At 66.5% G+C, this 19,472-nt stretch carries 14 protein-coding genes and 1 tRNA gene; 9 read left to right on the forward strand and 6 right to left on the reverse strand.

The features are described 5' to 3' along the window. The first annotated feature begins 21 nt into the window (after positions 1-21). The 9 genes from AC3WG5_RS03345 to AC3WG5_RS03385 all read left to right on the forward strand — a co-directional run bounded on the left by AC3WG5_RS03345 (position 22) and on the right by AC3WG5_RS03385 (position 7,303). Complete coding sequence (locus AC3WG5_RS03345; RefSeq protein ID WP_492567778.1) at positions 22-1,086, forward strand: HD-GYP domain-containing protein; 1,065 nt, start codon at positions 22-24, stop codon at positions 1,084-1,086. Continuing rightward, positions 1,083-1,298: a DUF1653 domain-containing protein gene (locus AC3WG5_RS03350; RefSeq protein WP_294863872.1), complete on the forward strand. Its 216-nt coding sequence runs from the start codon at positions 1,083-1,085 to the stop codon at positions 1,296-1,298. Before AC3WG5_RS03345 ends, AC3WG5_RS03350 begins: the two co-directional genes overlap by 4 nt. Before the next feature lie 7 nt (positions 1,299-1,305). Continuing rightward, positions 1,306-2,244 (forward strand): histone deacetylase family protein, encoded by a 939-nt coding sequence (locus AC3WG5_RS03355; protein WP_492567779.1) that lies wholly within the window; start codon positions 1,306-1,308, stop codon positions 2,242-2,244. Beyond that, positions 2,241-2,786 (forward strand): peptide-methionine (S)-S-oxide reductase MsrA, encoded by a 546-nt coding sequence (gene msrA, locus AC3WG5_RS03360; RefSeq protein WP_492567780.1) that lies wholly within the window; start codon positions 2,241-2,243, stop codon positions 2,784-2,786. Before AC3WG5_RS03355 ends, msrA begins: the two co-directional genes overlap by 4 nt. A gap of 42 nt (positions 2,787-2,828) precedes the next feature. Beyond that, complete coding sequence (locus AC3WG5_RS03365) at positions 2,829-3,803, forward strand: potassium channel family protein (protein ID WP_008953995.1); 975 nt, start codon at positions 2,829-2,831, stop codon at positions 3,801-3,803. Between the two features lie 106 nt (positions 3,804-3,909). Further along, positions 3,910-4,563 (forward strand): response regulator transcription factor, encoded by a 654-nt coding sequence (locus AC3WG5_RS03370; protein ID WP_008953994.1) that lies wholly within the window; start codon positions 3,910-3,912, stop codon positions 4,561-4,563. 37 nt (positions 4,564-4,600) lie between these two features. Continuing rightward, entirely contained in the window at positions 4,601-5,476 is an 876-nt protein-coding gene (locus AC3WG5_RS03375) for an NAD kinase (RefSeq protein WP_492567781.1), read from the forward strand. A gap of 22 nt (positions 5,477-5,498) precedes the next feature. Next, on the forward strand, positions 5,499-7,160 hold the full coding sequence (gene recN / locus AC3WG5_RS03380; RefSeq protein ID WP_492567782.1) for a DNA repair protein RecN: 1,662 nt from the start codon (positions 5,499-5,501) through the stop codon (positions 7,158-7,160). A gap of 53 nt (positions 7,161-7,213) precedes the next feature. After that, positions 7,214-7,303, forward strand: a tRNA-Ser gene (locus tag AC3WG5_RS03385). A 259-nt stretch (positions 7,304-7,562) separates the two neighbouring features. Here the strand turns inward: AC3WG5_RS03385 and AC3WG5_RS03390 are convergent. From AC3WG5_RS03390 to AC3WG5_RS03415, 6 genes are all read right to left on the reverse strand, one after another. Next, a complete protein-coding gene (locus AC3WG5_RS03390; RefSeq protein WP_492567783.1) occupies positions 7,563-7,979 on the reverse strand; it encodes a cupin domain-containing protein in 417 nt (138 codons plus the stop codon). Between the two features lie 324 nt (positions 7,980-8,303). Continuing rightward, positions 8,304-11,399, reverse strand: a complete 3,096-nt coding sequence (locus tag AC3WG5_RS03395) for a DUF6519 domain-containing protein (RefSeq protein ID WP_492567784.1) — start codon at positions 11,397-11,399, stop codon at positions 8,304-8,306. Between the two features lie 32 nt (positions 11,400-11,431). Continuing rightward, a complete protein-coding gene (locus tag AC3WG5_RS03400) occupies positions 11,432-13,570 on the reverse strand; it encodes a hypothetical protein (protein ID WP_492567785.1) in 2,139 nt (712 codons plus the stop codon). Next, positions 13,567-16,689, reverse strand: a complete 3,123-nt coding sequence (locus AC3WG5_RS03405) for a putative baseplate assembly protein (RefSeq protein WP_492567786.1) — start codon at positions 16,687-16,689, stop codon at positions 13,567-13,569. The genes AC3WG5_RS03400 and AC3WG5_RS03405 overlap by 4 nt, the downstream gene beginning before the upstream one ends. Beyond that, a complete protein-coding gene (locus tag AC3WG5_RS03410; protein WP_492567787.1) occupies positions 16,686-19,115 on the reverse strand; it encodes a putative baseplate assembly protein in 2,430 nt (809 codons plus the stop codon). The genes AC3WG5_RS03405 and AC3WG5_RS03410 overlap by 4 nt, the downstream gene beginning before the upstream one ends. Continuing rightward, the gene (locus AC3WG5_RS03415) at positions 19,112-19,471 is read right to left on the reverse strand and encodes a GPW/gp25 family protein (protein ID WP_014086944.1); all 360 of its coding nucleotides are present in this window, start codon (positions 19,469-19,471) and stop codon (positions 19,112-19,114) included. Before AC3WG5_RS03415 ends, AC3WG5_RS03410 begins: the two co-directional genes overlap by 4 nt. Position 19,472: the final 1 nt, after the last annotated feature.

Below are 19,472 nucleotides of genomic sequence, written 5' to 3' on the forward strand. Positions count from 1 at the left end.
AATCGCCATGGAGCATACAAATTGCGTTTTAGCCTGCCAGATTCACTTTATATCCATAACCGCCTGGTTGAGGTCACCGTCAGGCATGGCGCGCAGGAACCCGAGCAACACTTCCGGCTGACGGACAAATTCAAGCAATCGCTGATTGAAGACGCCCCCACCGGACCGATCCCCGCCCTGCCCCCGACCAGCATCAGCCCGGTGCAGGCGGTGCCCAACCTGGCCGATTATCTGCGCGCCCTGAACCAGCGCGTGCTGGTTTTCAGCGACTACCGCGAACGCCTGATGGAGCTAGCCGATCTGCTGATCGAGATGGCCGGCGGCCAGCCCGACGGCGTCATCGCCGCCATCATGCTGTGCCCGTATCGCCACTATGCAGCCCATCACGCCATCAACTGCGCCCTCTTGGCGGCCCGGGTCGGGCAGAGCTACGGGCTGCCGTCGGCCGATACCGAGCAACTGGTGTGCGCGGCCCTGACGATGAACGTCTCCTCGGCCAGCCTGCAGGACAACATGGCCTCGCAGCAGGCCGAGCCCTCCACCGCCCAGCGCCAGACCCTGCATGCTCACCCGCTGTTAAGTTCCGCCCTGCTGCGCGAAGCCGGGGTCGACGATGTGCTATGGCACACCATCGTGCTGTTGCACCATGAAAAGAAGAACGGCCGCGGCTATCCGTTCAGCCTGGCCGGTGAAGACGTCGAGCCATTGGCCCATTTGCTGCACGCACTGGACCTGGTGACCGCCAAGATGATGCCGCGCACCTACCGCGCGCGCATGAAGCCCAAGCAGGCCCTGGGCGAGCTCTATGCCGGCAAGATGGGGGAAATCGACCCGGAGCTGGTATCCCACCTGGTAAAAGTCATCGGCATCTACCCGCCAGGCAGCTTCGTCGAACTGGCCGACGGCAATCGGGCGATAGTGGTCAACATCACCGCCAACGCCGCGACCCCGCGCGTCGCCCCCCAAACGCGCCCGGCCGAACGCATCGACACGGCGCAGGAGTGCTTCCGCATCGTCAAATCGCTGAATATCCAGGTGGAAGAGCGCTATCTGCCGCTGTTCTACCGTCTCTGGAGTCCGACATGAGCATCCCCCCCGGCATCTACCGCCACTACAAGGGACCGTTGTACGAAGTCATCGGCTGCGCGCAGCACTCGGAAACCGAAGAACCGCTGGTCGTCTACCGCGCACTCTATGGCGAGTACGGCCTGTGGGTGCGCCCGGTGGCCATGTTCGAGGAGAGTGTCACCCACGACGGCGTGCCCCAGCCACGCTTTGCCCTGGTCAAGGCGTTCTGAGCGCCCCATGCGCATTTTCCGTACCGATCACCTGGCCCTGCCCTTGCCGCCCGGCCATCGTTTCCCGGCCGAGAAATACCGCCTCCTGGCCGAGTCCGTGGCGGGCTTCGCCCCCCACCTGCTGGAGCCGGCACCGGCGGTGACGCCGGCCGAACTGTGCCGCGTGCACGATGCCGCCTACGTCCACGCCTTCCTCGAGGGCAGCCTGCCGGAACGCGCACAGCGGGAGATCGGCCTGCCGTGGTCGCCACAGCTGGTGGCGCGCGCCTGCCATTCGGTTGGCGCCACCATTGCCGCCGCACGCGTCGCGCTGCTGCAGGGCTGCGGTGTCAATCTGGCCGGCGGCACCCACCACGCCCAGGCCGACAAGGGCAGCGGCTTTTGCGTGTTCAACGACGTGGCGGTGGCGGCGCGCCTGCTGCTGGACGAAGGCCATATCCGGCGAGCGCTGGTGATCGATCTCGACGTGCATCAGGGTAACGGCACTGCTGACCTGTTCCGCGATGAAGCACGGGTGTTCACCTTCTCGATGCACGGCCAGAACAACTTCCCGTTCCGCAAGGTGGCCGGCGACCGCGACGTCGAGTTGCCGGACGGCACGTCGGACGAGACTTACCTGGCCCTGCTTTCGGCCAACCTGGAGGAGCTGTTCCGGCGAGCCCGTCCCGATCTGGTGTTCTACCTGGCCGGTGCCGATCCGTATGAAGGCGACCGGCTGGGCAAGCTCAAGCTGACGGCAGACGGCCTGCTGCGGCGCGACCGGATGGTGCTGGATGCGTGCCAGCGGGACGAGGCCGGCGTCGCCATCGCCATGGCTGGCGGCTATGCCGTCCCCATCGCCGACACCGTGGCCATCCAGACCGCCACGGTGAAGGAAGCGGTACGGCGGTTCGACCGAACCGGCCCGCGCCCGCCGATAGACGAAACACAGGAGTACATGCAATGAACAAGGCAACCCTGGCCGGCGGCTGTTTCTGGTGCACCGAATCGGCCTTCAGACGCCTCGACGGCGTCCACGCGGTGGTGTCCGGCTATACCGGCGGCCATGCTCCCGACCCCAGCTATCGGGCGGTATGCGATGGCACCACGGGGCACGCCGAAGCCGTCGAAATCACCTACGACCCGGCCACCCTCTCCTACCGCGACCTGCTGGCCGTGTTTTTCACCATCCACGACCCCACTACGCCAAACCGCCAGGGGTACGATGTCGGTACGCAATACCGCTCGGCCATCTTCTACCACGACGACGCTCAGCGACAGGAAGCCGCCGCTTTCATCGCCGAACTGGAACGGCAGCGCGTGTTCGATGCGCCGATCGTCACCGAACTGGTCGCCGCGGACTCGTTTTACCCGGCCGAGGCCTACCACCAGGAGTATTACGACCAGAACCGGGAAGCGCCGTATTGTCAGGCGGTCATCGCCCCCAAGCTGGCCAAGTTGCAGCACCTGTTTCCGGCCCTGCTGCGACGCCACACTCCCGACGTATAATCCGGGCCGCCAGCCCGCCCGCTCCGTCCTCAACAGGTAGTCATGGAATCCAGCTTCACCCGTAAACTGCTGTTTTTGTCCGGCCTGATCCTGGCGACCGTGTGCACCGGGACAGCCGGCTACATGCTGATCGAAGGTTGGTCGCTCTTCGACAGCATTTACATGACCGTCATCACGCTGGCCACCATCGGCTATGGCGAAACCCACCCGCTCACTGACGGCGGCCGGTTGTTCACCATCAGCCTGATCGTGTTCGGCACCGGGGTGCTGGGCTACGGCATCTCGTCGCTCACCCTGATGCTGTTCCAGGGTGACCTGCCCCTCTTGCTCAAGCGCCGGAAAATGGAAAAACGCATCGCACGCCTCGATCAGCACATCATCATTTGCGGCCTCAGCCGCACCGGCCTCTACACGCTGGAAGAGTTGATCAGCGCCGGCCACGACGTGGTCGTCATCGAAAAGAACGAAGCACTGGCCCAGCAGCTCGACAGCCGCGACGTGCCCTATATCGTCGGCGACGCCACGGCGGACGAACACCTGGTCGCCGCGGGCGTGGCCAAGGCACGCGCCCTGGTCACCTGCCTGACGTCCGACGCCGAGAACGCCTTTGTCGTGGTGACGGCGAAAAACCTCAACCCCTCGATCAAGGCGGTATCCAAGGCCGAAACCGAAACCTCACGCCGCAAACTGCTCACCGTCGGCGCCGACCGGGTGGTGATCCCGTCGCACCTGGGGGGCGTCAACATGGCCAACATGGTGGCCCGGCCGGAAACGCTGCACCTGTTCGAGCAATTGCAGCAGCGTTTCCCCAAGGCCTTTCATGCCCGGCTGTTCAGCGTCGGCCCGGAAAGCGACGGCCGGCGGCTGGGGGAATTCGAGCCGACCCAGCCCCAGAACGTGATGGTGATCGCCCTGGAGCACCCCGGTGGCGAAGTGGAATTCAACCCCTCGCCCGAAACCACCCTCAAGTCCGGCAGCTCGGTCATGGCCATCATCAACTACCACCATCCTGCCTGACCCTACGGCTCGCCCGCCGTCGGCCCGACCGCAAATCAACCGAATCCGCCCCGATTCGTGGTAAAACACCAAGCCAAGGCACAACAACAATCGGAAACAGCCCGGAATGGACAGTAGCACCAACACCATGACCCCCAGCGTGTTCATCGTGGACGATGACCCCGCCGTCAGGGAGTCGCTGGCCATGTTGATCATGGCGCAGGGGATGCGCGCGGTCACTTTTGCCAACGCGCAGGAATTTGTCCGCGACTACCGCGAAGGCGATATTGGCTGCATGATCCTCGACATCCGCATGCCGCAGATGAGCGGCATGGCGCTGCAAGAATTGCTGATCCAGCGCGAGATCACCATCCCCATCGTCTTCATCACCGGCCATGGCGATATCGAGCAATGCAGCCGCGCCTTCCGCGCCGGCGCCATCGATTTCCTGACCAAGCCGATCGACACCAGCCGCCTGATCGACAGCCTGCGCCGCGGCATCCGGCTGAGCATTCAGCAGCACAAGCACGAAACCGAGACGCTGGAAGTGATGCAGCGGCTGTCACGCATCAGCGGACGCGAACGCGAGGTGCTGGAGATGGTGGCCGACGGCCTGTCCAGCAAGGAAATCGCCCGCGCCATGGAGCTCTCGCCGCGCACCGTCGAAGCCCATCGCGCCAACCTGTTCAGCAAACTGGGCGTCGATTCGCTGGCCGATCTGATACGCTTTTATCTCAAGGCGCTGGAAACCACCGGCATGAAGCGCTCCAGCCACGAATAAACGAGAACGACCGGCCATAGCCCGGTAAAATAACGCCATGGATCGTCTCTTCAAGAACGTGGGCCTGGTGGCCCGCCACAGCAAATCTTCCATTGTCGCCTCGCTGCGGCAACTGGCCGACCATCTGGCGGCCTCGGGCGTGTCGGTGCTGATCGACCGCGACAGCGTCACGCCCGCAGAAGCGGGGCCCTACACCCTGATCGACCGGCTCGACCTGGGCAAGCTCGCCGACATCGTCATCGTATTGGGCGGCGACGGCACCATGCTGTCCATCGCCCGCCTGCTCGCCCCCTACCGCGTGCCGATGGTCGGCATCAACCAGGGCCGGCTTGGCTTCATGACCGACATCCCGCTGCACGAGATGCTGAGCTCGGTGGACGCCATCCTCGCCGGCCAGTTCATCCCGGAAGACCGCATCCTGCTGCAGGCGACGGTGATGCGCGAAGACGCCGAGGTGATGAACGCGCTGGCCTTCAACGACGTGGTCTTCAGCCGCGGCGCGGTGGGCTCGATGATCGAGTTCGAAATCTTCGTCGACAACCAGTTCGTCTACAGCCAACGCTCGGACGGCCTGATCGTCTCGACGCCAACCGGCTCCACCGCCTACTCGCTGGCCTCCGGCGGCCCGATCCTGCACCCGACGCTGCAAGCCATCGCACTGGTACCGATCTGTCCGCAGTCACTGAGCAACCGGCCGATCGCGGTCAACGACTCGTGTGAAGTCGAATTCATGCTGACGCGCGGGCTGGATGCGCGCGTGCACTTCGACGGCCAGTCGCACTGCGACCTGATGGAAATGGACCGCGTGCTGATCCGCCGCCACCGCAACCACCTGCGCATCCTGCACCCAGTCGGCTACAACTACTACGACATGCTCCGGCACAAGTTGCACTGGGGCGAACGCCTGCTCTGACCCTGACCAAACTCGCCTATCTATGCTGCTCACGCTCAACGTCAAAGATTTCGTCATCGTCGACCAGCTGGCGCTGGACTTTTCCGACGGCTTCACCGTGCTGACCGGGGAAACCGGTGCCGGCAAATCCATCATCCTCGACGCGCTCGGCCTGCTGCTGGGCGACCGGGCCGACGGCACCATGGTACGGGAAGGCACCGACCGGGCCGAAATCTCCGCCCAGTTCGCGCTGACCTATCTGCCCGAGCTGCGCGCCTGGCTGCACGACAACGCGCTGGACTCGGACGAGGACGAGCTGCTGCTGCGCCGCCTGGTCGACCGCAGCGGCCGCTCCAAGGGCTTCATCAACGGCCAGCCGGCAACGCTGGCCCAGCTCAAACAGGTTGGAGACTTTCTGGTCGACATCCACGGCCAGCACGCGCACCAGTCGCTGACCCGGCCCGAAACCCAACGCCACCTGCTCGACGCCTACGCCGGCTCGCTGGCGCTGGCGCGCGACGTGGAAGAGGCCTGGCAGGCGCTGCACAAGGCGCGGCGCGCCCGTGAAGAGGCCGAAAAGAAGTCGCGCGAATTCGAAGTCGAACGCGAGCGTCTTTCCTGGCAGATCAACGAGCTGAGTGAACTCCAGCTCCAGCCCGACGAATGGACCGCGTTGAACCAGGCGCACTCGCGCTTCGCCAACGCGGCCGAACTGGCGCAAAGCGCCCAGCTGGCGGTGGACGCGCTCTCCGAGATGGACGGCAACTGCCTGTCCGTGCTGGCACAGGTGCAGAGCCGGCTGAGCAAGCTGTCCCATCTCGACCCTCGCCTCACCGACAGCCTGTCGCTGCTCGACTCGGTCGACGCGGAGCTGCGCGAGGTGGTCTATGGCCTGCGCGATTACGCCTCCAGCATCGACGAAGACCCGGCCCAGCTCGCCGACATGGAGCGCCGCATCGATACCCTGATGAGCGCCGCCCGCAAGTACCGGGCGCAGCCGCAGGACCTGCCGGAAAAGCTGGCCGACTGGCAGCGCCAGCTGGCGGAGCTGGAGGCGTCGACCGATATCGAGGCGCTCGCCGTCGCCGAATCGAGCTGCCTGGCACGCTACCGCACCTTGGCCGAAGCGCTGTCCGGCAAACGCCGCCAGGCCGCAGCGGAACTGTCCGAGCGCATTTCGGGGGAAATGCAGAATCTGGCGATGGGCGGCGCCCGTTTCGCCATCGAACTCGCGCCACTGGGTGACCCCACCGCCTACGGCCTGGAGTCGGTCGAATACCTGGTCGCCGCCAACGCCGGCACCAGCCTGCGCTCGCTGGCCAAGGTCGCCTCCGGCGGCGAGCTGTCACGCATCAGTCTGGCCATGCAGGTGGTGATCAGCCAGGTCGCCAGCGTACCGACGCTGATCTTCGACGAAGTAGACGTCGGCATCGGCGGCCGCGTCGCCGAGGTCATCGGCAAGCTGCTGCGCCAGCTGGGCGAACGCTACCAGGTGCTGTGCATCACCCACCTGCCCCAAGTTGCATCTTGCGCAGCCACGCACTGGCAGGTCAGCAAGGCGGAGCGCCAGGGCAAGGTCCTCAGCCAGATTCGCCCGCTCGACGCCGAAGAACGGATCATGGAAATCGCCCGCATGCTGGGCGGCGTCGACATCACCGACACCACCCGCCAGCACGCCGCCGAAATGCTGGCGCTCAACACCTGAGGGCCTAGCCAAAAGCGCAAACTGACGGTAATATTCCGTGCTCATTCCGATACGGAAGCGTGGCCGAGTGGTTTAAGGCAGCGGTCTTGAAAACCGCCGAAGGTGTGAGCCTTCCGTGAGTTCGAATCTCACCGCTTCCGCCAGATTCAACCCGTCTTGATCCGAGCCAACCAGTCCTGAACTGAGAACTGGCACGGGTTACAGGCGGGTTTTGCTTTTCCTGTCGCTCGCGGCGAAGTTTGTCCAGCCTGCCCCACGTTGCCCCAGGCGAGCCGACTCCCCCACACCACCCGCCGACCCGAAAATACGCGATTGCCGTTTCAGACAAGACGCCCCGCCCCGCTCACCCTGGCCAGAAAGCATGAAAGCGGAATCGGATGCTCCAGGCAGGGGACGGCCAACCTAGACGGCCGGCTTTTCACTTGGCGGAACGTGATAGGGCTGCACCTTGTCTTGTTCCGCCGGGTCGTTCCGGGCGACGACGGCCCGGGCAGCGTCAGTCGTGCTGAGATTGACGGCCTCGTGCGGAACACCGGGCGGGATGAACAGGAACTCTCCTGCCTCGCTCACCACTTCGTGTTCAAGCCGCTCTCCCCAGCGGGTAAGGACGCGTCCTTCGAGAACGTAAATGCCTGTTTCGTAGCCGATGTGGACGTGCGGCTCGGCGCGGGCGCCCGGCGGGATGACCACCAGATGCATGGAGAGCCCTTCTGCGCCAACGGTTGGCCCTGAAATGCCGACGAAATACGGCAAACGCTGCCGTGTCATGACCTCTTGCTCGGGACGCAGCGCTTGCACCTGGCGTTTTTCCCTACTCATACCCGCCCTCCGTTTGTGACTTAACCTATCCGCACCGTTGGTACCGGCCACCCTGGGACGGCCATGCCGAATGACGCATTCGTCGGCACCCCATCCAGCGGCCAAGACCCGTGAGCTTTATTGCACCACCGGTACTCATCACGATAGACCTTCGCCACCCCAAGTGACATGCGGGCAAGGCGGCAAGGACATCGGGGCGACCAAGGGGAAAGGCCAGGCAGAATCAGGGGGCACGCACGCAATACGCGGCAGCCGCGTCGGGAAGGCGGTCTTCGGCCAACCTTTGGCCGCGCCCGTACCTACGGCGACCGCCCCCTCGCCTGCCTAAATCTGGACGATATTCAGCCCGCCATTGCCAAATTTTTCGGGGACATGTCCCAATGTGAAGAGACGGAAATCGTTGTGCGCAAAATTCCCGAGGTACTTGCCCTGGCTGGCAATGGCGATTCCGACGTCTGAGCCGCTCGGATCGAGCACGTTCTGGCCCAGCGCCAAGTCGAACCCCAATAATTCGCTTTCCAGCCCGGCCAGGACATTGGCGTCGGCAACCAGGCTGCGATAGACGTCCGCGAGCGTGCCGCCGTCCAGAGCCAGTTCCTGCAGACGCTGCAGCATGGCGTCACCCAAGCGCAGCTCGCGCAGGCGGTTGTTGCGCAGGCGCAGTTCGCCCCGACCGCGTAGCCACCGAATCTTCCCCTGACTAAAACCCTGGCCGAGTTTTTCCATGATGTCCTGGTTCAGCCGCTCTTCCTTGGTGGCGTCGCCATACAAGGTTACGCGGCCGTTGATATGGTTGTCGGCCAGTAGGGTGTCCGCCTCGGCGTCGGCCAGCGCCAGGGCGCAGCCGGAGGGGTTGAGCAACCATTCGCCGCGCAGACGGTTCAGCCCCGACACCAGCCGGCGTGCACCGGCACCCGCGACGATATCGGCCCGCAAAGCCAGCAGTGCCTCGGATTCGCCGTTGGCGAGCGGCAGCGCGTTGGAGCGCAGCAGCGTATCCACCTGTTGGCCGAACGCTTCACGCTCCGCCCCGCTCCAGTTGGCGAAAGCTTCGGCCAACGTCAGCGGCACCGACGCAAACAGCTCGCCCTTGCCCGTTTCCAGCGCGGCGGCCATGGGGGCGAGCGCGACCAAGTGGTCGATCAGCACGTGGGCTCGCTGCACGGAGGCCGGCTGGTAGGCATTGATGACGCATCCGCCCAGATCGATACGCTGCGCTCCCTCGACACGCACCAGGCTGTTGCCGGGCTCGGTCAGACCCGACAGGTGCATGCGCTGGATGCGCAGCTCCTCGCAACCGTCGAAGGATAGCGAGGGGTTGGCTGCCAAGGCGATGAGGTCGAAATCCTGCAGGGTGAGCGAGGCGAAGTCGAACAGCTGCAGCGCCTGGTCGCGCAGGATCAGGCGGCTGGCCGGACCGGCGCCGTGGATGAAGAGATTCACCCCCTTGCCGCCCAGCTCGATGTCGCCCTCCAGCTGGTGCTCGCCCGGCAGCAGGCACAGGCAGATATCCTTTTGGTCGCTGCCGATCAGCTTCTTGAGGGCCTCGTCCAGGGTGGAGAATTCCCCTCCCTTGCCGACGCCGATGCAGCAGCCTCCACCGTGGCTCTTGTGGCACAGCGCATCGATGGCGCCCTGGACGTCGCTGATGCCCTGGGCCTGGAAATCCGGGCATTGGCTCGGGTCGTAGGCCACTTGGGTGGCCAGCGACAGGCGGGCGCCAAAATCGATCTGGTTGTACTTGCCCACGGCCGGCTGGCCGGCTTCCAGCAGTTCCGCCTTGCAGCTCTGGCTGACGCCGGTAGGCGCCAGGCTCCACTCGACCGCCGCGACGCCGTTACTCTGCGTGTTCACCGTGACCGACAAGCCGGCCCCGTTCAGCGAGCCGCTGCCGGCGGTAAACCGCACCGGCACCCCGGCCACCGGGAACTCGCCGTTGAACACCGCGACTTCCAGCGGATGATCCAGCTTGACGTTCTGCGGGGCGATCGGATTGGGCTTGGCCTCCTGGCCATCGCCTCCAACGTAGTAGAGGTTGGTCAGCTCGGTAAGCGCGGGGAACAGCGGGCGGCAGTCCGACAAGGTGGTCCAGTTGCCGCTCTGGCAGCTCAGCAGGGCAAGCCGGGCAAAGGCGCGCAGCGTGCCCTCGGGCGCGCGGAACTGCGACTTGCCGCTCGCCTGCGGCCACTCGATGTCGGCGGTGGCGGTGCGCGCGGGAATGGTCCAGTAGTCGCCGACCCGGTAGTTGCCGGTGAGAAACTTGATCTCGACGCCATCCTCCAGCTCGACCCAGCCGGTGTCATAGGGGCTGTTGGCGGCGAGCGGCACCATGTCGTCCCAGCCGTCCCAGCGGCGCACGCGCGGATTGTCGCCAAACAGGGCCTTGTCGAGTGTCCCGGTGGCGCTGGACAGGTCGAGGGTGACCACGTTGCCCTCGGTCTTCAGCACCTTCACCAGCGTGCCGGCGCGGCCGAGCAGCTCATGGGTGTCGTCGAAGAATTCCAGCCAGCAGCCTGCCGTGATCGAGAGATAGGCATCCCGGCCGATGCTGGCCACCTCGAACTCATCAGCCGCCGGGTCGTTAAGCCAGCGCACCACCCGGCTGACGATGCTGCCGTTGTCGCGCGACCACTTGTAGCGCAGCTTGCCGCCGGCGCTGCCATCCTCGTGGATTTCCACGCGGTAGAGCAGATTCTCGAGGCGGCGGAAGCCTGCTTCCGGGGCAAGAAGGCAAGGGTCTTTCGGCTGCTTGCTCGGCTCGGCACGGGCGCCCATCTTGCCGTCCGGGGCGTCGACCAGGGCATCCCAGGCGGTGAAGGCGCTATTGCACGCGATATCGGTGCCGGGGTCGGCCACCCGCATCAGTTTCACCTGCCAGATCAGCTGGTCGCGCGTGGCACTGTCGGGCCCGCCCAGCGCCACCTCGCGGATCAGCGGGTCTTCCAGCGCCGTGACATGGCGCAGCCAGGCCTCCAGGTAGCCCAGGTAGATGCCGTCCGGCGGCGTTACCGCGTTGCCGCTGCCGTCGTACAGCATGATCCCGGCAAGCGGAGCCGCATTCGCCGGCGGCAGCGGCAACTGCGTGAAACCGGCCGGCAGGATCGGCGAGACCGTGTTCTTCAGCGACGGCTGTGCGATCAGCGAGGCGGGCGCCGGGTTGTCACACAGCAGGCCTTCCAGATAGAAGTGACCGGCGCTGATGTCGATGTTCTGGCCGTTGCCGGAGAGCTTGAAACCAGGAGCGGCAAGGGGCGCGCCGGTGTGGCCGATGACGTCCACGGTTTCCAGTTCGATGCGCCGGTTCAGGATGTCCTGCTGTTCGTTCCAGTCGGCATCCAGCTGCACCCGCCCCTGCTGCATGCGGACGCTGCGGTAATGCTTATCCGGTCGGTCGGTCGAGCGCGTGAGATCGGCTTTCATGGTCGTCGTCCTGGTTGGTTAGAGGGTGCGACTCAATTGACATAAATAATCCCGGCCTCCAGGCCAAAGCGCAGGTACTCGTCCAGCGCCTGGTGCAGATTGGCCTCGCGCTGCGGCTGCTGGAGCAGGTTCCACACGCCCATCTCGGCGCCGTCTTCCGCGCCCTTGCGGATTTCCGGGGCGGTGCTCAGGCGCAGCTGGACGTAGGCCGGGTGGCCGAAGCGGGTCGAGGTGAAGGCCGGCGTGACGCGCACGCTTTCCTGCTGCGCCAGCGCCGGGGTCAGACCCTGGATCACCAGGTCCGGCTGGCAGCGGTAGCGCCGCGGCGTCTGCGACCCCGGGGGGACGTAGCAGAAGCGCACGCAGCCTTGTTGCTTGCGTACGATGGCCAGAGGTTGGCTGAACAGGCTGTTGCTTGCGGTCAGCCCCCCCGCCTTGGTGCTGCCCAGCACGGTGCACCGTTCCAGCTCGAGCGGGGTATCGGGGAGGTCGAAAACCAGCGCGTCGCCGTTGTCGAACACGCTATAACGCGCGCTGACGCCGGCAATGGCCTGGCTGACCTGCAGCGCGCCGCACAGGCAATGGCTCAGCCGGATGAGCAGGCCACTGCCACTACCGGCATGACGCATGCCCCCTTTGTCGGGACTCAGGCTGCAATGACCCAACTCCACGACGGCGAGCGGACCGGACAGCGTCAAGGCACCGTCGAGTAACAGGCCTGACAAGGTCAGGCGGGTGCTGGCGTTGCCTTGCAGGCTCCAGTCGCCCAACAGCACCGGGCGATGCCGGTTCTCGGCCTCGATGGCGAGGTGAGTATCCGGCAGGTTCAGCCCCGGCGTCAGGCTTTCACTGGCGTCCCCCAGCAGGCGGATCAGCGTGCGGCTGCCGGGCGCGAGCGCGGCGAGCGCCGCCGCCAGGCTGGGATGATCGCCCGGCACGCGCCAGACCACCTCGAATTCGGCCGGGTCCAGCAGGCCCTCGCTTTCATCGTCCTCGCGGCGCAGCGGCCGCCGGTCGTAGGGGCCGCCGCCGACATCTCCCGGAAAACCGTAGGCGTAGGCCACCTCGACCGTGCCGACGGTCTTGCCGGCGGGCAGCGCGATGCGCCCGAGCACCGGGTCGAAACCGACCAGGTAGCGCCCCGGCGCATCGGGGAACGCGCGCGCGGGACCGCCGCCACGGGGCAGCACTGCCAGTTGCGCAGGCGGGCGGCGCCAGTCGTCCGGGTCGCCAGGATTGGCCTTGGCCAGCAAGGCCAGGTTGCACACCACCAGATGCTCGGGCGGCACTTCGCTGCCGTCCAGCCAGATCCGCAGGACCGGGCCACCCTCGTCCTCGGCAAAGTAGCGAGGCGACGGCGTTTCACCGTCGGCGATGGCCTGGCGCAGTGCGGTCAGCTCGGCGTGCAGCACGCGGCGGGACAGCGGCTCCGGCACGTGGATCGGCTGCGCCAGCTGGGTGATCTCGCTTTCGGTGCGGGGCCGGTTGTAGAGCACGCCTTCGGCGGTGCCGGCATCGTCCGCTACGCTGCGCCCCAGGGCATCGAAGTAGTAACGCCCGGCCTCGCCGCCGGCCGCGCGCGCGGTGGACCGCTGCAAGGCGTAGGCCTGCAAGCGCCAGAGGTAAAGGCCGACGTTGGGAATGTTGTAGCGGCCGGCCGATAGCGGCCTGACCTCGGCGCTGTGGGCACTGCGGTCGAACGGCCCGTCCACCCGCTCCATGGCGATGGCATCGCGGATGTCCGGTGTGCGCTGATTGTGCAGGCGGCGATGGTTGAGATACTGGGTCGTGCCCAGCAGCTCGAAGAACTCCACCGCGCGCGCGCGCCAGCCGGTGCAGTCAAAGGCCAGTTGCTCCAGCACCGGCACGGTTCCCTTGCTCCGGCGCAGGCGCAGGGTGTTGGCCACCAAGCCACGTTGGCCGAAGGACTGGGTCCCCCCCACCGCGTACAGCCCCCGCACGCCGAGCAGGTCGCCGATGTAGGGGATCAGCCAGTCGTCGCAGGTCTCGATGAACCAGTTGTCGTACAGGGTCGCGATGTCCTGTTCGAGCAGGTTGCCCTGCTCCGCGATGATATCCAGCAAGGCGCGCAACGGTCCGCCCTGCTCGGCGTCACGCTCGCGATAAAAGGCCGGCAGGCGCGACAGGAGAAATTCGGCATCGATGCTCATGCGCTCAGCTCCGTGAGAATGACGTCGTCCAGATCGACCAACAGCAGTTGCGCCGGCCGTATCTGCCCGTCCTGCCAGCGTGCGCCACGCGCCTCCAGGCGGCCGTCCGGGCCGGCCACGCTCAGGCTGCCGCTGCCGTCGTGCCGCCGCAGGCTGTCCAGATCGACCCGCTCCACCCCTGTCACCCGCTGCATCGTCGCGATGACTTCGCTGCCGCTGAGCGACTGGCCGTAACCGCGGGCGGCGAAACCGAAGGCATCGCCCAGCGCCGCCCGCACCGCGGCCAGCACGCGCGCGCTGTCCTGGTCCGCAGCGAGGCGCAGCTTGGCACTGAGGCCGAAGCTCAGCATCACCCCCGGCTCCAGACGCAGCGGCTGGTAGGCCGGGCGCACGGCGTCAATCGCATCGGCCAGATGGCGATACAGTGCCGAATCCGGAGCGATGTCCGCGCCGTCGCTGCCGATCACCGTCAGATGCACCAGCCGCTGCTCGCCATTCCAGAGCCAGACGGCCTGGGCCTTGCCGATGCCGGCGAAGGCGGCGGCAAAGTCCTCGAAGTCGCGCAGCGACACGATGCGCTCGAGCGTCAGCACCGTCAGCGGCGCGTTGCGCCGGGCGCGCTCGCCGCTCTCCGGATCGGTGCCGCCGCTGGCGGGCGCCGGGTTGATCACGGCCTTGACGCCCGGCGGACGGTTGAGCAGCAGGCTGATCTGCCCTGCCTTGAGATTGCCGGCGACGCCGATGCCGACACGGTAACGCGCCGCCACGTTCATCTGGCCGCTGGGCAGACGGCTGCCGTGAGCGCCATCGCCAAACTGCAGGGTCACGCTGCCGTCGTCGCCGTGCCGCACCAGATAGGCGCGATCGTCGCGCAGCAGCTCACCGATGCGCGGCGCCTCGCGCCAGCGCACGCCGTCCACCCGCACCTCCAGGCTGCTGGCGATACCGCTCGGGGTCGGCGCGCTGATGTAGGTCAGCGGCTTCTGGCGCAAGGTGAAGCGCTGGAAGGCGCTGCTGCCGTCGCCGCTGCCGAGGATCTCGGGCTGGATCGCCATCTGCTTGCTATCGCCATGGCTGGCCGGAACGACATTGGCATTGATGCGCAGGGTCAGCGGTAGATAGCCATACTGCAGGTCGGCCTCCAGCTCAAGCCGCGAGCGGCCGGCGATCGTGTCATTGCGGCGCAGGCACCGCACTTCCGACACCGCGACCAGGCGCACGGCACAGCGTTCTCCGTCGGCAAAGCTGAGCGTGGCGCTGACCCCATCCTGCGCCAGTTCCAGCGCCGCCAACGCGGCACCGTCCAGCAGGCGCTGGCGCGCACGGGCATTGCCGTTCCAGTCGCTCAGAGTGTGGCCGGCAAAGGCCAGCCAGCGCCCGGCTTCGAGTTCGGGCTGCAGCGTGGCCAGGGTCACCAGATGGCCCTCGATGAAGCCGGAGATGGGCCGCGTCGCCCAGGGCAACGCCACCGCTTCGCCGAACACGCTGGTATCGCGCAGGCGTTCGTTGAACAGCTCGCGCAGGCGTTCGCCGCGCAGGCTCAGACGAGTGCTCTTGCCGCTCAGGGTGAAGGCGCTACGGGCATCCTCGCGGTTGTCCAGCACCTGATAGAGCTCCTGGTACTCGGGAATCGCCAGCACCAGCCAGCTGCCGCTCACCAGCTTGGGGTAGCTGGCGTCCAGATGCACCGTATGCACGTCGCGCGGATAGAGGCTGGTCTGCGGAACGATCTGCTTGGCAATGCCAGGGCCGGACCAGCGCAGGGCGACCACGGCCGCGCCGGTGTTCTCGTAAAATTCCAGTCGGATGTCGACCTTGCGCCCGCCCTCAAGGTCGCCGAGCGTGGCGCTGTACTCGGTGGCAGCGTGGTCGGTCCACTGGTCCACCAGCAGGTGGCCATCCACCCAGAGCCTGACGCCGTCATCGGCGGTGACGTAAAAGGTGTAGCTGCCGCTGGCGGGAATCTGCAGCCAGCCGGTCCAGCGCGCCGAAAAGGTATCGCTGGTGATGGCCGGGTCGGGACTGCCCGTTCCCCAGTTGAAATCGATGGAGGCATCGGTACGGCTCAGCTTGCGGCTGGCAAACCCCTTGCCCTCGAAATACTCGCCGTACAGGCCAGTGCCGCTGGCGAGACCGTCGGGCGGGTCGGAGATGTCCGCCAGGGTGAACCCCGGCCATTGCGGATGCTGGTCGATCGAGGTCGACTCCGGCGAATCCGACCCCCGGTAACTGGCCCGCAGACTGCGCGGCATGGCCTTCCAGTCCGGGGCCGCCTGGCCGAACAACGCGGCCTTGGTGCGCAGCGCGTAGCAGCGCGGATTCGTCTTGGCCGGCTCCACATGCGGAACGACCGAGCCGAACGGCTTGTCGAGGGTGACCACGGTATAGCCCGCCAGGGCGTCGGCGCTGGGCTCACTGGGCGGCACCACCTGCAGGCGCGCAACATGGCGGAAATCCCAGTTCTCGTTACCGGGATCGTTCTGCCGCTCGTCCCCCACCACCAGCACGGCGTCGCCCGGCTGCAGGCCGGTATTCTGCCCTTTCAGATAGAGCGTCCGTCCGCCCCAGTACGGCAGCACTGCCTCTTGGTTCAGCACCTCCAGCGCATTCCACGCCGCCCGCGCCTGCAGCGGCTCGAGCGTTTCGAACACCTGCGCCTGCTGATCCTGCTCGGGCACGCTCTGCGTCTTGCAGCCGGCATCGATGCGCGCTTCGGCCGGGGCGCCGGGCGCGGTTTCCAGGGTAAAGGCGAGGAAGGTGGAGGCGGCGACGCCTGGCCGCAACTCGTAGCCGATGGCCCGCCCCAGCTCCAGCACCGAGCGCCGTTCGGTGGCGGTGCGCAGGAAGCCCTCGTTGACGATGCGCTCCTGATAGAAGCTGAGCACGTCCAGCACCGCGGACCAGGCGTCCAGCAACGCCAGGGCAGGATCATCGGCCGCACGCGTGCCCAGTTCCTGCAGCACGGGATGGGCGCTCAGCCGGGTCAATTGGCTGGCACGAAATCGGCCGTGGGTACCGACCCGATAGCGCAATTCCGGCTGCCCGGGGGGATTGAGTTCGTCCACCGGGGTCTGCGCTTCAAGCCCGCTGCAGCAGCCACACCGTTCGCCGTCGCTCATAGCCCACCTCGCATGTTCAAGCGCAGCCGCCCGTTTTCGGGGAAGTTGGGGTCGTTGTCGAGTCGCAGCACCTCCAACGGTGCAAGCGCGATCAGGCCCTCCTCGCGCTCATTGCCGGCGGCCTTGCCCCAACGCTGGAAGCGCGGCACGTCGACCGACGCCACGCCGGCCACCCCCTGCACCGCTTCGATCAGCCGGGACAGCGCCAGCCCCTCGCCGAAGCTGAAGAAATCGGGATGGAAGAAACCTTGCCGGCCCTGCTCGTCCTGGCCGCGGCCAAGGCGCTTGAGCAGCGCCAGCTTGACCGCCGCAGCGAAGTAGCCGGGCAGCACGCAGACCGTCAGCTCGATATCGAGCGGCACGTACACCGGCTCGCTGAGGTCGAGGTCATAACCAGCCAGACGGAAGCGATCCAGGTGCTGCAACATGTCGTTCCGGAACGCCTCGTCCAGCGGCAGCCCGTCCTTGCGGTCGACACTGACGAACATGGTGTACCAGCTGCCGGTCCAACGCAGGCGAGCGGCGGCGCGCTGGACCTGGGGATGGCGTTCGGCGGCGCGGGCATAGTCGCTCTCGGTGACCGCGCGTTCCTGGGTGCGGAACGCCTCGGGGGCGTACAGCTTGATCGCATCGCCGCTTTCCGGCTCGGCCCCGCCCTCGGCCGGCAATGGGTTGCGCACGCGCTCGACGAACGGCGCGATGGCGACGTCGTCGCACACCAGGCGGGTGACGCTTTCCGCCCCGACATTGCCGTAAACCCCGCCGCCCTGACGATAGCGGGCCAGCAGACGCATGCCGGCTTCCGGGCGCTGGCCGTAGCGGCCGTCGCCGAAGCGCAGGCTGGCGGTGCCGTCTGCCTCGTTCTCCACCACGAACTCCTGGGCAAAGCGGTCGCTGCCCAGCAGGTCGCGCTGCGGTCGCCACGGGGTGGCGTCGGGCAGCGGCTGGGTGCCATACAGGGCGTTATCGCCGGCACGCAGTTCCATGTCGGCAGGCAGGGCCTGGCGCGGCTCCTGACGCAGTGCGCGCTGCGCGGACCAGCCGGCCTTGAGTACCTCGTCGTGGGCATACGGTTCGGCATACGCCAGGCCGGGTTCGCGCAGACGCGGCCGGTAGCGCCCCTGCCCCGGCACCCGCTCCGGCAGCAAGGGCTCCCAGCCTCGCGTCAGGCCATGGTCGGCCAACACCACGTTGCCACGCGCCACGGCAACCGGATGCACCTCGCTGCCCCCACCCTGGATGATCTCGGCGCTGACGCACAGCGCAAATGGCAAGGCGTCCTCCTCGTGCCAGCGCACCAGTTGCAGCGCGGTGTTGGTCAGCGGATCTTGCCCGGGCTCCACGGCCACCAGGCGTACGGCATGACGATGGCTGGTATCGGCATCGGCAGTCCGTCCGGTGGTGGGGCTCAGCACCTCTTCCAGAATCAGCACCATCCCCTTTTGCAACGCCAGCTTGGGCTGGTCGACCAGCGCCGCCTCGGTACTCCCTTTGGCGAGACAGAAATTCGGGTCACCCCAGTTGTGGATGGCCATCTCGCTGTGCGCGGCTTGCAGCCGCAGCGCATGCAGGGTTTCGAACACCTGGGTGTCGCCGTCAGGCAGGGTGTCGAGAATCGACGACGGCACCACCGACGCGGGGTCTTGGCCACGGGTGAGCATGGGGCTGCGCGCCGGCAGCTCCTGGCCATCGGCCCCGGCCTTGACGCTCAGGGCCAGGTAGACACGGCTGTTGCAACCGTCATGGATGGGGTAATCCAGCAGGCGGGCATGGCGGCGCAGCGACACGCGCCGACGCGCGGTTCCCAAATAGGCTTCGGTCGCCACCGCATCCTGGTAGTAGCTGAGCTGGTCGCCGACATGGGCGAGCATTTCCACCAGCGCCACCGAAAAATCGGCCGGGTTGCGCTCATGGAAACCGGGAATCAGTTGTCCCATGCGGTCGAGCATCAGCCTGCGGAAGCTGGCGTAGTCCTTGGCCAGATAGTCCAGCAGCGGTTCCGGCGGCAGCAGTGGAGAACAGACATGCCCGTCGGCACAATCGAATTCCGAGGGGCATTGCGCCTTGAAAGTGAAGCGGATGCTCGACAGCACCGGGTCGAACCCGGACGGCACGTCGTCCGGCGAGGCCGGATTCACCAGGCTGAACAGGTACCAGGAGAAATCTCCCGGCTGGTCGACCTTCAGCTCGAGCACGTTGCCATTCACATTCAGCCCGACGATGCGCACGTCGCGTACCCTCACCCCGCCTTCGATCCGGCAGTTGGCCAGGGTCAGGCCCGCCAGCGGGTGCACAAACACCACCTTCAGCGTCAGCTGATTCTTGCTGGCGATTTCCAGGTAGTCGATGCCGTTCAGGGTCGGCGGATCGAGGTCGCGCAGCAACTGCAGGCGGCGCGGGTTGTCGGTGCGGAATTGCCGTTTCATGCCAGCCCCCTGCTGAACCGGGCCAGCTGCCGCTCGCGATCACGGCGCACGATGTACTGCACCGTCACGCTCAGACGCGCGTCCAGGCTCTCGACCTGCACCGCCTCCACTTCGATCAGCTCGCCCAGCCATTGCTGCAGCGAACCCTGCACCGTCATCTGCACGGCGGCGGCCAGCGCGTCGTTGTTGGGGGCGAAGGCGAGCTGCAGCAGGCCGCAGCCGAAGTCCGGGCGGTTGACCCGCTCGCCCGGCACCGTGAACAGCACCTGTTCGATCATGTCGCGGATATGGGCATCGTCATACACCTCGCGGCTGCGCCCGCGAGAATCGATGCCGAATGGGAAAGCCAGTGCCATG

The organism is Pseudogulbenkiania sp. FW507-F1 (genome assembly GCF_058781125.1).